This is a genomic window from Parablastomonas sp. CN1-191, assembly GCF_049354825.1.
GTDB lineage: Bacteria > Pseudomonadota > Alphaproteobacteria > Sphingomonadales > Sphingomonadaceae > Novosphingobium.
In genome coordinates, this window is sequence record NZ_CP186480.1 from 258,588 (window position 1) to 271,575 (window position 12,988).

Annotated in this window: 15 protein-coding genes; 6 read left to right on the top strand and 9 right to left on the bottom strand. The window is 68.9% G+C overall.

All coding sequences use genetic code 11. The features are described 5' to 3' along the window. The first annotated feature begins 152 nt into the window (after positions 1–152). On the top strand, positions 153–1,046 hold the full coding sequence (locus tag ACOYW6_RS01315; protein WP_423142034.1) for an oxidoreductase: 894 nt from the start codon (positions 153–155) through the stop codon (positions 1,044–1,046). A gap of 123 nt (positions 1,047–1,169) precedes the next feature. Then, on the top strand, positions 1,170–1,481 hold the full coding sequence (locus ACOYW6_RS01320; protein ID WP_423142035.1) for a hypothetical protein: 312 nt from the start codon (positions 1,170–1,172) through the stop codon (positions 1,479–1,481). A 136-nt stretch (positions 1,482–1,617) separates the two neighbouring features. Here ACOYW6_RS01320 and ACOYW6_RS01325 read toward each other — a convergent pair whose 3' ends face one another. Beyond that, complete coding sequence (locus ACOYW6_RS01325; protein ID WP_423142036.1) at positions 1,618–4,305, bottom strand: valine--tRNA ligase; 2,688 nt, start codon at positions 4,303–4,305, stop codon at positions 1,618–1,620. A gap of 94 nt (positions 4,306–4,399) precedes the next feature. Between ACOYW6_RS01325 and ACOYW6_RS01330 the strand changes: the two genes are divergently transcribed. Genes ACOYW6_RS01330 through ACOYW6_RS01345 form a run of 4 tightly spaced genes read left to right on the top strand, consistent with a single transcriptional unit; the run spans position 4,400 to position 8,088 of the window. After that, positions 4,400–5,509: an MlaE family ABC transporter permease gene (locus ACOYW6_RS01330; protein WP_423142037.1), complete on the top strand. Its 1,110-nt coding sequence runs from the start codon at positions 4,400–4,402 to the stop codon at positions 5,507–5,509. 2 nt (positions 5,510–5,511) lie between these two features. Continuing rightward, the gene (locus tag ACOYW6_RS01335; protein ID WP_423143030.1) at positions 5,512–6,525 is read left to right on the top strand and encodes an ABC transporter ATP-binding protein; all 1,014 of its coding nucleotides are present in this window, start codon (positions 5,512–5,514) and stop codon (positions 6,523–6,525) included. 4 nt (positions 6,526–6,529) lie between these two features. Then, entirely contained in the window at positions 6,530–7,477 is a 948-nt protein-coding gene (locus ACOYW6_RS01340; RefSeq protein WP_423142038.1) for an MlaD family protein, read from the top strand. 11 nt (positions 7,478–7,488) lie between these two features. Further along, positions 7,489–8,088, top strand: coding sequence for an ABC-type transport auxiliary lipoprotein family protein (locus ACOYW6_RS01345; protein ID WP_423142039.1), 600 nt, complete (start codon positions 7,489–7,491; stop codon positions 8,086–8,088). Here the strand turns inward: ACOYW6_RS01345 and ACOYW6_RS01350 are convergent, their stop codons facing one another. The 8 genes from ACOYW6_RS01350 to crcB form a co-directional block, all read right to left on the bottom strand. Then, the gene (locus tag ACOYW6_RS01350; protein ID WP_423142040.1) at positions 8,089–8,391 is read right to left on the bottom strand and encodes a plasmid stabilization protein; all 303 of its coding nucleotides are present in this window, start codon (positions 8,389–8,391) and stop codon (positions 8,089–8,091) included. It lies immediately after the preceding gene. A gap of 71 nt (positions 8,392–8,462) precedes the next feature. Next, the gene (locus ACOYW6_RS01355; protein WP_423142041.1) at positions 8,463–9,068 is read right to left on the bottom strand and encodes a flavodoxin family protein; all 606 of its coding nucleotides are present in this window, start codon (positions 9,066–9,068) and stop codon (positions 8,463–8,465) included. Between the two features lie 49 nt (positions 9,069–9,117). Then, a complete protein-coding gene (locus ACOYW6_RS01360; protein ID WP_423142042.1) occupies positions 9,118–9,816 on the bottom strand; it encodes an ATP12 family protein in 699 nt (232 codons plus the stop codon). Next, complete coding sequence (locus ACOYW6_RS01365; protein ID WP_423142043.1) at positions 9,813–10,016, bottom strand: hypothetical protein; 204 nt, start codon at positions 10,014–10,016, stop codon at positions 9,813–9,815. Before ACOYW6_RS01365 ends, ACOYW6_RS01360 begins: the two co-directional genes overlap by 4 nt. Continuing rightward, positions 10,013–10,663, bottom strand: coding sequence for an HAD-IA family hydrolase (locus tag ACOYW6_RS01370; RefSeq protein WP_423142044.1), 651 nt, complete (start codon positions 10,661–10,663; stop codon positions 10,013–10,015). The genes ACOYW6_RS01365 and ACOYW6_RS01370 overlap by 4 nt, the downstream gene beginning before the upstream one ends. Next, positions 10,660–11,262: an FMN-binding negative transcriptional regulator gene (locus tag ACOYW6_RS01375; RefSeq protein WP_423142045.1), complete on the bottom strand. Its 603-nt coding sequence runs from the start codon at positions 11,260–11,262 to the stop codon at positions 10,660–10,662. Before ACOYW6_RS01375 ends, ACOYW6_RS01370 begins: the two co-directional genes overlap by 4 nt. Next, a complete protein-coding gene (locus ACOYW6_RS01380; protein WP_423142046.1) occupies positions 11,262–12,602 on the bottom strand; it encodes a pseudouridine synthase in 1,341 nt (446 codons plus the stop codon). The genes ACOYW6_RS01375 and ACOYW6_RS01380 overlap by 1 nt, the downstream gene beginning before the upstream one ends. Then, positions 12,599–12,988 carry a fluoride efflux transporter CrcB gene (crcB, locus tag ACOYW6_RS01385; RefSeq protein ID WP_423142047.1) on the bottom strand — a complete coding sequence of 130 codons (390 nt, stop codon included), beginning with the start codon at positions 12,986–12,988 and terminating at the stop codon, positions 12,599–12,601. The genes ACOYW6_RS01380 and crcB overlap by 4 nt, the downstream gene beginning before the upstream one ends.

The following is a 12,988-nucleotide window of genomic DNA, read 5'->3' on the forward strand; positions in this document are numbered from 1 at the left end:
CGATCCGGCCTTGCGGCGTGCCTTTTGCCCACGCGGAAAGGGGAAAGGAGCCGAGCCATGCCATAGCCGCGCCCATGGCAGATGTCGGCGCTGTAGGAAACCGGCGCGCGTCTCCCCATATCGCCGCCTCGCCCGCCACCGGAGATCCTCGCATGACCGAAACCGCCAGCAAGCCCGCCGCCGCCGCCGGAACCTACCGCCTGGGGGACCGCGCCGTGAACCGCATGGGCTACGGCGCCATGCAGCTGGCCGGCCCCGGCGTGTTCGGCCCGCCCAGGGACCATGACGCCGCGATCGCCGTGCTGCGCGCGGCGATCGCGGCCGGGGTCGATCATATCGACACCAGCGATTTCTATGGGCCGCACGTCACCAACCGGCTGATCAGGGAAGCGCTGCACCCCTATCCGGACGACCTCACCATCGTGACCAAGCTCGGCGCCCGGCGCGACGACAAGGGCGGCTGGCTGCCGTGGAACGATCCCGCCGCGCTTGAACAGGGACTGCGCGAAAATCTCGAGCATCTTGGGCTGGAGGCGATGGAGGTCGTCAACGTCCGCATCATGGGCGGCGGCGAGGGCGGTATGCTGCCGACTGGACAGAGCATCGCCCGCTTCGTCGAGCCGGTCGCGCGGCTGCAGCAGCAGGGCCTGGTGCGGCACATCGGAGTCAGCACCGTGAGCCGCGCGCAGATCGAGGAGGCGCGCACGATCTGCCCCATCGTCTGCGTTCAGAACGCCTACAACCTGGCCAATCGCGGCGACGATGACCTGATCGACTGGCTGGCCGGCGAAGGCATCGCCTATGTGCCCTACTTCCCGCTCGGCGGCTTCAGCCCGCTGCAGTCGGACGCTCTTAACGCGGTCGCGGCGGACTTGTGCGCCACCCCGATGCAAGTGGCGCTGGCCTGGCTGCTTGGGCGCTCATCCAACATCCTGCTGATCCCGGGCACTTCGTCGCTGGCGCACCTGGAGGACAATCTGGCGGCGGCGAGCCTCACGTTGAGCGACGAAGCGGTGGCACGGCTCGACGGGATCGGAGCCGGGTAAGAGTCGGAGGAGCCATTGTCTGGAAGCAGGTTGCGGTAACTCAAAGCTGCCCGACAGCTAGCGACCCCATTGCGGATATTTGATTTATCCGTCAGCATCCCTTCGCCTCTACGGAGCAACGGCGTGCACTATCTTAACATCGGGTTGCTGGTCGTTGTCTTCGCGGGCTTATTTTGGTTGGCGCCGCACCAGATAATGCTCGCGACCTGCAACCGCCTTTCGAGGAAGCGGTTTCACGACTTCACAGAGGACATCGGCTTCGTCTTCCTCGCTAGGCGGAGGATATTCATGGCCGGTGCTGGGCTTGCGGTTTCAATAACATCCTACCTTGCCGTTGAACCGCAATGGATGGTGCCGATAGTCACCTTCATCGCGCTTATGGCGCTTTACATTGAGGATTTTCGGCGCATCGAGCGGGTGGCTACGCACCTTTAGAAACCGAGAGGAGCGGCGCGGACACTCTAACCCCAATGGCCGCTTCCCACCCCAATTTCGGCCGTTTGACTAATTTGGGTGCATACCCAGTTCCCGACAGGGGATGCGCCACCCGATGGCGGCACATCCCGTGCTGTCAGCCCAGTCGCGCCAGCGCGGCCGACAGGCGCTCCGCCTCCGCGGCGTGCATGGCATGGTCGGCGCGGGCCTTTTCGACGGCTTCGGGCTTGGCCTTCTGCGCGAATGCTGGATTGGACAGTCGGCCTTCGAGCGACTTCGCTTCCTTCTGCGAGACTGCCAGCGCCTTTTCGAGGCGGGCCTTTTCGGCGGCGATGTCGATCACGCCTTCGAGCGGCACCACGATGGTGGCGTCACCCGCACCGATCTGAATTGCAGCGCCGGCCGGGGCGGGATCGAACGTCAGCGAGGACAGCCGCGCCAGCCGCTCGATCGCCGCGGCGTTGCGCGCGGCGATGCCGCGCACTTCGGCGCTGGCGCCCGGGGCGTAGGCCTCCAGTCTTGCGCCCGGCGCGATGCCGAGTTCGTTCTTGGCGGTGCGCAGGCCGGTCACCAGCGCGATCAGCCATTCGACCTCGCGCTTGGCCGCCGGATCGACCGCCGCGCCCGGTTCCGGCCACTTGGCGGTGATCAATGGGTAGTTCTTGCGGTCACCGAGCGCGCCCCACAGTTCCTCGGTCACGAAGGGCATGAACGGGTGCAGCATGACCAGGATCTGGTCGAGCACCCAGCCGGCGACGGCGCGGGTTTCGGCGTCGAAATTGCCCTTCACCAGTTCGATGTACCAGTCGCAGAACGTATCCCAGACGAAGTGGTAAATCGCATTGGCGGCGGCATCGAAGCGCAGGTCGGCCATCGCCTTGTCGAGCGCGGCAACCGTTCCCACCACTTCGCCCACGATCCAGCGGTTGACCGCGCTGGTCGCGGGCGGGGCGGCCACCGTATCGCTCGCGCCGATGCCGTTCGATTGGCAGAAACGGGCTGCGTTCCACAGCTTGGTGGCGAAGTTGCGGTAGCCTTCGACCCGGCGCTCATCCATCTTGATGTCGCGGCCCTGGCTTTCCATCGCCGCCATGAAGAAGCGCAAGGCATCGGCGCCGTACTGGTCGATCAGGCCCAGCGGATCGACCACGTTGCCCTTGGACTTCGACATCTTCTGCCCATCGGGCGCGCGCACCAGCCCGTGCAGGTAAAGCCGCTGCCACGGGTTCTCGCCGGTCATCGCCTGCCCCATCATCATCATCCGCGCATCCCAGAAGAACAGGATGTCGAAGCCGGAGATCAGCAGGTCGTTGGGGTAGTGCTTGGCGAGGAGGTCGGTGGAGTCGGGCCAGCCGAGCGTCGCGAACGGCCACAGCGCGCTGGAGAACCAGGTGTCGAGCACGTCGTCGTCCCGGCGCAGCGTCACGCCGCTGCCGGCCTGGGCCTGCGCCTCGCCCTCGGTCTCGGCAACGTAGATCGCCCCGTCGTCGCCGTACCAGGCCGGGACCCGGTGGCCCCACCACAGCTGGCGCGAGACGCACCACGGCTGGATGTTGTCCATCCAGTTGAAGAAGGTCTTTTCCCACGACTTCGGCACGATCTCGACCCGGCCCTCGCGGACCGCCGCGATCGGCGCCTTCGCCAATTCGGCCGCATCGACGTACCACTGGTCGGTCAGCCACGGCTCGATCGGCACGCCGCCGCGGTCGCCGTAAGGCTGCTGGATCGTGCGCGGCTCGGCGTCGTGTTCGGTGACGTCGCCGTTCTTGTCGGTCACCGTGTGCGGAACCAGGAAGCCGTCCGCCTTCATCCGCGCGACCACGGCCTGGCGCGCCTCGAAGCGGTCCATCCCGGCGAACTCGGCCGGCACCAGCCCGTCGGCGGTCTGCACGACTTTCGCCTCGGCATCGAACATGTTGAGCATCTCGCCGGCTTTGAAACCGGCGCGGCGGCCCACTTCGAAGTCGTTGAAATCGTGCCCCGGGGTGATCTTGACCACGCCGCTGCCCAGCTCCGGGTCGGCATGCTCGTCCGCCAGCACCGGGATCAGCCGGCCGGTGATCGGCAGGCGCACCTGCTTGCTGACCATCGCCTTGTAGCGATCGTCGTCCGGGTGCACCGCCACCGCCATGTCGGCCAGCATCGTCTCGGGCCGGGTGGTCGCGACGTGCAGTTCGCCCGAACCGTCGGCCAGCGGATAGCGGAAGTGCCAGAAGTGCCCGGCGACCTCGCGCGTCTCGACCTCAAGGTCGGAGATCGCGGTCTTGAGCTTGGGGTCCCAGTTCACCAGCCGCTTGTCGCGGTAGATCAGCCCGCGCTTGTGCAGGTCGACGAAGACCTTGATCACGGCCCTGGTGAAGTGCGGGTCCATCGTGAACTGTTCGCGGCTCCAGTCCATCGAACAGCCCAGGCGGCGCAGCTGGCGGGTGATCTCGCCGCCGCTTTCCGTCTTCCACTCCCACACCTTGGCGACGAAATCCTCGCGGCTGTAATTGGTGCGCTTGTCCTGCCGGGCCTCGAGCTGACGTTCGACCACCATCTGCGTGGCGATGCCGGCGTGGTCGGTGCCGACCACCCACAGCGCGTCCTTGCCGCGCAGCCGCTCGTAACGGACCACCACGTCCTGCAGCGTGTTGTCGAGCGCGTGGCCGATGTGCAGGCTGCCGGTGACGTTGGGCGGCGGGTTGACGATCGTGAACGGCTGGGCATCGGGGCGGGCGGGGCGGAACAGCCCTTCGCGCTCCCAGTGGGCGTACCATTTCGCCTCGATCGCAGCGGGGTCGAAAGTCTTGTCGAGCGTCGTGCCGGGGGTGTCAGCGTCCATGGCCGCGCCTGTGCCAGCGCGGCGATGCGCGTGCAAGTCGCCGCCGGTGCGGAACGGCTTGTGGGCGGCGACGTTTTGCGACAAACGGGGGCGAATGCGCGAGTGGGCCGAATTCACGCTGGAAGGCGAAGGGGATAGCCGGGTGCTTGCGCTCACGGGCCCGCTCGTCGTGTCCTCGATCGGCAAGATCGACGTGCCCTTGCGCGAAATCGACGGCAAGATCGACCGGGTCGACGTGACCGGCGTTACCGACATCGACACCGTCGGCGCGTGGACGCTGTGGCGCCTGTCGCGCGACAACGACGCCAGGATCGACGGCTGTTCGGAAAAAGCCCAGCGCCTGATCGACGCGGTCAAGGAATCGAAGGGCGAGGGCGGGGTCCGCCCCGAACGCGCCGGCGTGATCGAGCGCGTGCCCGAGGCGGTGGGCGACCTGGTGGTCGGCTGGGGACACGGCAGCGTCGGCGTGCTGGGGTTCCTGGGCGCTACGCTGGTGGCAATCGGCAACCTGATCCGCCGCCCGTCGCGGTTCCGCTCCAAGGCGTTCGTGCGCCAGGCAGAGCTGGTCGGCGTCTCGGCACTGGGCATCATCGGGTTGATGAGCTTCCTGATCGGCATCGTCATCGCGCAGCAGGGCGCGGTCCAGCTGAAGCAGTTCGGGGCCGAGATCTACACCATCAACCTGACCGGCCGGCTGTCGATGCGCGAACTGGGCGTGCTGATGACCGCGATCATGGTCGCGGGCCGCTCCGGCAGCGCGTTTGCCGCGCAGCTCGGAACGATGAAGCTGACCGAGGAGATCGATGCCATGCGCACGATCGGGGTCGCCCCGGTCGAGGCGCTGATCGTGCCGAGGATGATGGCGGCGGTGGTGATGATGCCGTTGCTGGGCTTCTATGCCGCGGTGATGGCGATCATCGGCGGTGCGTTCCTGGCCAATTTCAGCCTTGGTATCCCGTTCTTCACGTTCCTGTCGCGGATCCAGGAAGTTGTGCCGATCACCGACGTCTGGGTCGGCCTGATCAAGGCGCCGGTGTTCGGCCTGATCATCGCGCTGGCGGGTTGCTACCAGGGCATGCAGGTCGAGGGTAATGCCGAGGAAGTCGGCCTGCGCACGACGCTGGCAGTCGTCCAGGCGATCTTCATGGTGATCGTGCTCGACGCGTTCTTCGCGGTGTTCTTCTCGAACGTGGGCTGGGCGTGACCATGGCCGAGATCGAGCAGAATGCAGACGCCGCTGACGACGAACCGGCCGATGCCCCCGCCGATGCCCATGCCGCCGCCGCGCAGGAGGCCGCGCTCGACGTCATCCCCGAGCCCTTCACCGGCGAGCATCCCATCGTCATCAAGGGGCTGAAGAACAGCTTCGGCGAACAGGTCATTCACGAAGGGCTCGACCTGACCGTCAACCGGGGCGAGATCCTGGGCGTGGTCGGCGGATCGGGCACCGGCAAGTCGGTGCTGATGCGCTCGATCATCGGGCTGCAGGTACCCGACGAAGGCTCGATCGAGGTGCTGGGCGAATCGATCACCGACGCGCGCGACGATGCCGACATCGATATCCGCAGCCGCTGGGGCGTGCTGTTCCAGGGCGGGGCGCTGTTCTCGACGCTGACAGTGGCGGAGAACATCGAGGTCCCGCTGCGCGAGTTCTACCCCGAGATCGGCGACGACCTGCGTCACGAGATCGCGCGCTACAAGGTGTTGCTGTCGGGCCTGCCGGACGATGCGGCGCTGAAATACCCGTCCGAACTTTCGGGCGGGATGCGCAAGCGCGCCGGCCTGGCGCGGGCGCTGGCGCTCGACCCGGAACTGCTGTTCCTCGACGAGCCGACCGCCGGGCTCGACCCGATCGGTGCCGCCGCGTTCGACGAGCTGACCCGCGCGCTGCAGGAGACGCTGGGGCTGACCGTGTTCCTGATCACGCACGACCTCGATACGCTGTACGAGATCTGCGACCGGGTGGCGGTGATCGCCGATCACAAGGTGATCGCGGTCGGGACGATCCCGGAACTGCTCGCGCTCGACCATCCGTGGATCCAGGAATATTTCAACGGTCCGCGTGGCCGCGCTGCCAAGGGCGGCCAGGAAAAGCAGGACGCGACCGCGCGGAAACGCGAAAAGCCGGCGCTGCGCGGCTCGGCCGAACAAGCCGCGACGCGCGCCGAAGAGGCGAAGGCAATGGACATTCCGCCGTCCGCAAGGGATAGGGATTCGTAAGGGCATGGAAACGCGCGCCAATCACGTCTGGGTCGGAGCGGTCACGCTGGCATTGCTGGCGGCCCTGGCGGCGTTCGTCGTCTGGATCGCCCGGCTCAACAATGCCGACCAGAACCAGTACGACATTTTCTTCAAGCAGTCGGTCGACGGACTGGCCAACGGCTCGCAGGTTGCCTTCGCGGGCGTCCCGGCCGGCCAGATCGCCAAGATCGAATTGTGGAAGCGCGATCCCAGCTTCGTGCGGGTGCGCATCAAGGTCGATCCCGACGTGCCGATCCTCCAGGGCACGACCGCGACGATCCAGGGCAGCTTTACCGGCGTCTCGACCATCCAGCTCGAAGGCGCGGTCAAGGGCGCCAAGCCGATCACGTGCGACACCAGCGCATGCCCCGAAGGGGTGCCGGTGATTCCGACCAAGCAGGGCGGCCTCGGCGCCATCCTCTCCAACGCTCCGCTGCTGCTCGAACGGCTGGCATCGCTGACCGAGCGGCTGACCGCGACCCTCAATGACCAGAACCAGAAGTCGATCCAGGGCATCCTTGCCAATACCGACCGGATTACCGCCGGCATGGCCGATGCCTCGCCGCAGATCCAGCGCACGATGCTGGAACTGCAGCTGACGCTGCGCCAGGCACAAGGCACGCTGGCGGACTTCCAGCGGCTGTCGGGTTCGGCCAGCAAGATGCTCGACCAGAATGGCCAGCAGCTGTCCAAGCAGCTTTCGGCGACGCTGAAATCGGCGCAGGGCGCGGCCGACGCGCTCAACGCCACGGTCAGCGAAACCCGCCCCGCCGCGCGCCAGCTGTCGGAATCGACGCTGCCAGCCGCCGAGGCCGCGATCCGCGACCTTCGCGCCACGACCAAGTCGCTGCGCGACGTCACGGAAAAGATCAACGAGCAGGGCATCGGCGGCCTCGTCGGCGGGTCCAAGCTCCCCGATTACAAGCCTTGAGGATGGACCAGATGATCCGCACTTTCCGTCTCGTCCTGAAAATGGCCCTCCCGGCCGCCGCCGCGCTGACGCTGGCCGGGTGCCTGAGCCTTGGCGGCAAGCCGCCGCCGACGCTGTTCTCCTTCACCCCGGCCCAGGCCGAACCGGCCGGGCAGACCACCAGCGGCACCTCGCAAGGCGCGATCGTCGTGCTCGAGCCCGAAAGCGACCAGCGCCTCTCGGTCAACCGCGTGCTGGTGACGGTGGACGAATCCAACGTCGCCTACCTGAAGAAGGCGCAGTGGGTCGCGCGCCCGGCGCGGCTGTTCCAGAACCTGGTCGCAGAAACCATCCGCGCTAGGTCCAGTCGGCTGGTGTTCACCGATGCCGAGGCGTCGACCTCGGGCGCGATGCGCCTGGCCGGCCGGCTCCTCGACGCCGGTTACGACGCGCAGAGCCAGTCGGTGATCGTGCGTTACGACGCGATCCGCGAAAGTGCCGGCAACCAGGTTTCGACCCGCCGCTTCGAAGCGCGCGAGCCTGTCGCCAAGCCCGATCCCAAGCTGATCGGCCCGGCGCTCAACCGGGTTGCGAACCAGGTTGCGTCGGACGTGGCCGGCTGGGTCGGCTGATCAGCCGGCCTTCTTTCGCCGCGTTTCCCAGCCCTTTTTCGCCGCTGCCGAGCGATCGGCGGCGCTGCGCGACGCGCTGGCGGCGCCGCCCTTGCGCCCACCCTTCCTGGCCGGCGCCTTGTCGACCGTCTTGCCGCGCCCCGAGCCCGATTTCTTGCCGCCGCCGCTCATCGCGTTGACGGTCGCCCAGGCGCGGCCTTCGGCCTCTTTCTTCGAGACGCCGCGCTCCTCGTAGCTGTCCTCGATATGTTCGGCCTGGCGCTTTTGCTTGTCTGTGTAGGCATCCTTGTCGCCGCGGGGCATGACCCATCTCCTCTGGCTCGCTGTCCCCCCGCCGTCCTTTCAACACCGCAGCCGCGCCGCGCGTTCCCGCTTCAGGGGAAGGGCGCGTCCTTGAGCAGCCGGGCCAGGTGCGCGGCGTTGGCGGTTGTCATCTTCGCGGTCTCGGTCACCTTGTCGGGGGTTTTGGGCAGGTCCTTGAAGTCGGTGCTGCCCATCGCCTCGCCGACCCAGTAGCAGGCGGCGACGGGTGGAATGGTCCAGCCGGTGTCGTTCAGCGACTGGAACAGCTGCGCGGCGGAGAAGTGCGCGCCGTCCTCGTTGCCGACGATCGCGGCGACTGCGACCTTGCCGTAGCTTTTCATGCGCCCCTTGGCGTCGGTGTCGTAGAGAAACGAATCCATCCGCTCCAGCACGCGCTTGGCGACCGATCCGGTCTGGCCCATCCAGATCGGCCCGCCGAAGACGAGGATGTCGTGCGCCAGGATGCGCTTCTCGATCTCCGGCCAGGCGTCGCCGTCGCCCATGTCGTGATCGACGCCCGGTTTCACGTCGTGATCGGCGATGCGGATCGTGTCGGTCAGCGCGACGTCGACCTTCGCGAAGTGTTCCTTCAGCACCGCGATCATCGCGTCTGTCGAGCTCGGCTCACTGCTGCTCGTCTTCAGGCTGCAGTTGATGGCAATCGCGGTCAGCGTCATGGCGGGATTCTCCGGCAGGGGGAAGGGGTGCCTTCTCCCAATGCCCGGGTCAGCCCCGCGGTTCCTCCCGCGCCAGGCGCGCAAACCGCGCCGCGGCCATGAAAGCGGCGCGGCGGCCGGCGGCGCGCGCGGCGGCCTCGGCGTCCTGGCCCCAGCGCTCGGCCTGCCAGGCCTCCTCCAGTTCGGCCGCATCCCACAGCGCGTCGAGGTCGGCATCGGGTTCGAGCGCGGTGAGCGCGACGATCAGCGACGCGGCAAGCGCGGCCATCACCCGCACCGCCGTCAGCGCAAACGGGCGCAGCGCTTCGACTTCGCGCGTCAGCGCGGCTTGCGCCGCGTCCGGCTGAGCGCGGTGCAGCACGCCAGCGACGCGTACGAAGCGGACCCCCAGCCTGGCCTCGGCAGCCGCTACGATGGGGTCCCAGGCCGCTTCCTGCGCCGCTGCCAAGGGATCGGACGGCAGCGCCCGGTACAGCAGCGTATCGGTTTCGCCATAAGGCAGGATCGCCGCGCGCGCCTCGTCCGCGGCGCTGTCGACGGCGATATCGGCCAGGTCGCGCAAGCCAAAGCGCGCGGGGTCGAGCTCGCCGTCTTGCACCGCCCATTCGGCCGCCAGCGCCTCTGCCAGCGCCCGCGTCGGGACCACTTGCGGCGCGCCCGCCGGCGTCTTGACCCCGCGCCCGTCGAGCCTGACCTGCCAGCCGCCCTCGACCGCGGCGGCGGCGGCATCCTTGTAGAAGCGCTTCACTTCGGGCTGCGCCAGCGCCGGGCCAGCAGCTTGGGGCCGAGGGCGAAAGCGAACAGTCCCGCCACCGCCAGCACCGCCCCGGCCACATGACCAAGCGGGATGCGGTCGTTGGCGGCCAGCAGCCCGGCGATCACCATCGCCGCCCCGGCGACGCGCACCAGCTGCATCGCGGCGAAGCGCGGGATCGCGGGATCGCTCATGCCAGCAGCTCGGCCAGGTGGGCGGGATCGCGTGCCACCGCCTCGGCCCCGGCGGCGATCAGTTCGGCCGTCTCGTGATAACCCCACGCCACGCCGATCGCGCGCACGTCGGCCGCACGCGCCATCGCGATATCGTAGGCGGTATCGCCGATCATGACCGCCTCGCCCGGCGCCGCGCCGCAGTCGGCGATGGCTGCCAGCAGCATGGCCGGGTGGGGCTTCGACGGGTGGCGGTCGGCGGTCTGGAGCGAGGCGAACAGGCCGCCGATGCCGTGCACCGCCAGGCAGTGCGACAGGCCCCGGTCGCTCTTGCCAGTGGCGACCGCCAGCTCCCAGCCGCTGCCCTTCAGGCGGGCGAGCAGGTCGGCGATACCGGCGTAGAGCGGCTCGGTCAGCGCGCCGCTGGCGCGGCGGGCGCGAAAGGCGTCGCGGTACGCGGTGTCGAGCGCCTGGACGGTTTCGTCATCGGCGCCCGGCAGCAGCCGCGCCATCGCTTGCGGCAGGCTCAACCCGACGATGCGGCGGACCGCGTGATGGGGGGGCGGGGGCAGCCCGCACGACACGAAGGCAGCTTCCATCGCCGCACAGACCTCGGCCTGACCGTCGACCAGGGTGCCGTCGCAATCGAACACGGCCAGCCGGGTCATGCCGCCAGCCCGCGCATCAGCGCCGCGATGCCCGCCGCACCGCTGCCCTCGAGCCCGGCGGCGACGCCGGCACGGTCGGCGGCATTGCGGTTCTGGCTAAGTTTGAAGGTGGGGCGCCAGGCGGCGATCTCCATCTCGAAGCCGGCGATCCCCGCCAGCAGGCCGGCCCGCGCACCGGCATCGAGCCTGTCGAGCGTCCAGGCCGGGGCGGGCAGGCGGCCTTCGTGGCGCGCGCTCAGCGTTTCGAGCAGGCCGACCAGGCCGTCCTCGTCCATGCGCCGCACCCGCCCTTCCATTTCCACCGCGACGTAGTTCCAGGTCGGGACGGCGCCGGCCGCGTCGGCATACCAGCGCGGGCTGACATAGCCGTCGGGACCGTTGACGAGCGCCAGCGCGGCCGCGCCGTCGAGCCCGCGGGTGAGCCCGTTGCCGCGCGCAAGGTGAAACTGCAGTGCACCGTCACCGGTCAGCACCAGCGGCGTGTGTGCCACGCGCGGGCCATCGGGCGTGGCGGCGAATACCATGCCGAAACCGACTTCCTCGACGATCGCGGTGGCCCATTCACGGTCCGGGGCGCGAAACGCGCTGCCTGGATGCATCAGCGGCGGCCCTTCGGCGCGGGCTTGCCCCCCGGCCTTGCGCCGCCGCGCGCGGGCGGGCGGGCGCCCGGCCTGGCAGGGGCCTTCGCGGCGGGTTTGCCGGCGCCGCCGGCCTTTGTAGCGGCCTTGCCGGCGCTGCCGGCCACCGGCTTGCCCGCGGGCTTGGCGCCCGGCCTGGCGAATGGCTTGCCGGCCGGCTTGGCGCCCGGCTTGCCGGTGCTCTTGGCGCTCTTGCCCGCCACCTTGCGCGTGGGCTTGCGCTCGGGCGCCTCGTCGCGGCTGCGGCGCTCGCCCCGGCGCTCCTTGCGGATCTGCTTGGCGTGCGCTTTCTGGACCTGTTTCTTGATTTCCTTCGACGGCGGCGGGCGGTCGTCGGGCACCCAGGCGCCCTCTGTCTCCTCGAAGCCAAGCTGCGCCAGCGTGGCGGCGAAATGCTCGGGCAGTTCGGCGGTGGCATCGATCGTGCGCCCGTCGGGCCCGTCGATAAGCAGCCGCCGCGCGTGGAGGTGCATCTTGCGGCTGACCGCGCCGGTCAGGAACGCGGCCTGGCCGCCGTACTTGCCGTCGCCGACGATCGGATGGCCGATCGCGGCCATGTGCACGCGCAGCTGGTGGGTGCGCCCCGTCAGAGGCTGCAATTCCACCCACGAAGCGCGGTCGCCGGCAAAGTCGATCACGCGGTAGCGCGTGCGGGCCGCCTGGCCTTCGTCCCTGTCGACCTGCATCTTCTCGCCCCCGCTGCCGGGCTGCTTGCCCAGCGGCAGGTCGATCAGGCCTTCCTCGATGCTGGGGACGCCGACCACCAGCGCCCAGTAGATCTTGCGCGCGGTCCGGCCCGAGAAGTGCTTGGAGAAATAGCCCGCGCTGCTCGCCGTCTTGGCGATCAGCAGGACGCCGCTGGTATCCTTGTCGAGCCGGTGAACCAGCTTGGGACGCGACTGATCGCTCTCGACCAGCCCGTCGAGCAGGCCGTCGACATGTTCGAAGGTGCCGCTGCCGCCCTGGGTGGCCAGCCCCGGCGGCTTGTTGAGGATGAAGGCCGCGGGGGTCTCGGCAATGATCATGCCGCGCGCCTGTTCGATCTGCTCGGGGGTCAGCGGACGGCGCACGCGCGCGGCGCGTTCGGCCGACTCGCCGCCGGGCGGCACGCGCACGATCTGGCCGGCGGCGACGCGGTCGTCCGGGCTCACGCGCTTGCCGTCGACCCGGATTTGCCCGGTGCGCGCCCAGCGGCTGATCGTGGCAAAGCCGACTTGCGGCAAGTGGCGCTTGAACCAGCGGTCGAGACGGATGTCGTCATCGTCGGGCGCGACGGTGAACTGGCGGACGGTCTCGCTCATCGTGCCATCGCCAGTCCGGCGAACAGCGCGGCAAGGCCGAGCACCAGCGAGAGTGCGGCGTAGGCGAACGCGGTCGCCAGCTCGCCCCGCTCGACCATCAGGCCCAGCTCGAGGCTGAACGAAGAGAACGTCGTGAACCCGCCCAGCACGCCGACGCCGAGCAGCAGGCGCCAGCCTTCGGCCGCACCATGGCGGGCGAGCCAGCCGGCCAGCAGGCCCATCGCCAGGCTACCGGCGACGTTCACGGTAAAAGTCCCGGCGGGCAGCGCGGTCGCCCCGTAAAGCCGCCCGACCGCGTAGCGCAGCCACGCGCCGACCCCGCCGCCCAGGGCGACGAGCAGGCTGGCGTTCAGAAACGGGAGCGGCGGGAAAGCGGGCGCATTCAT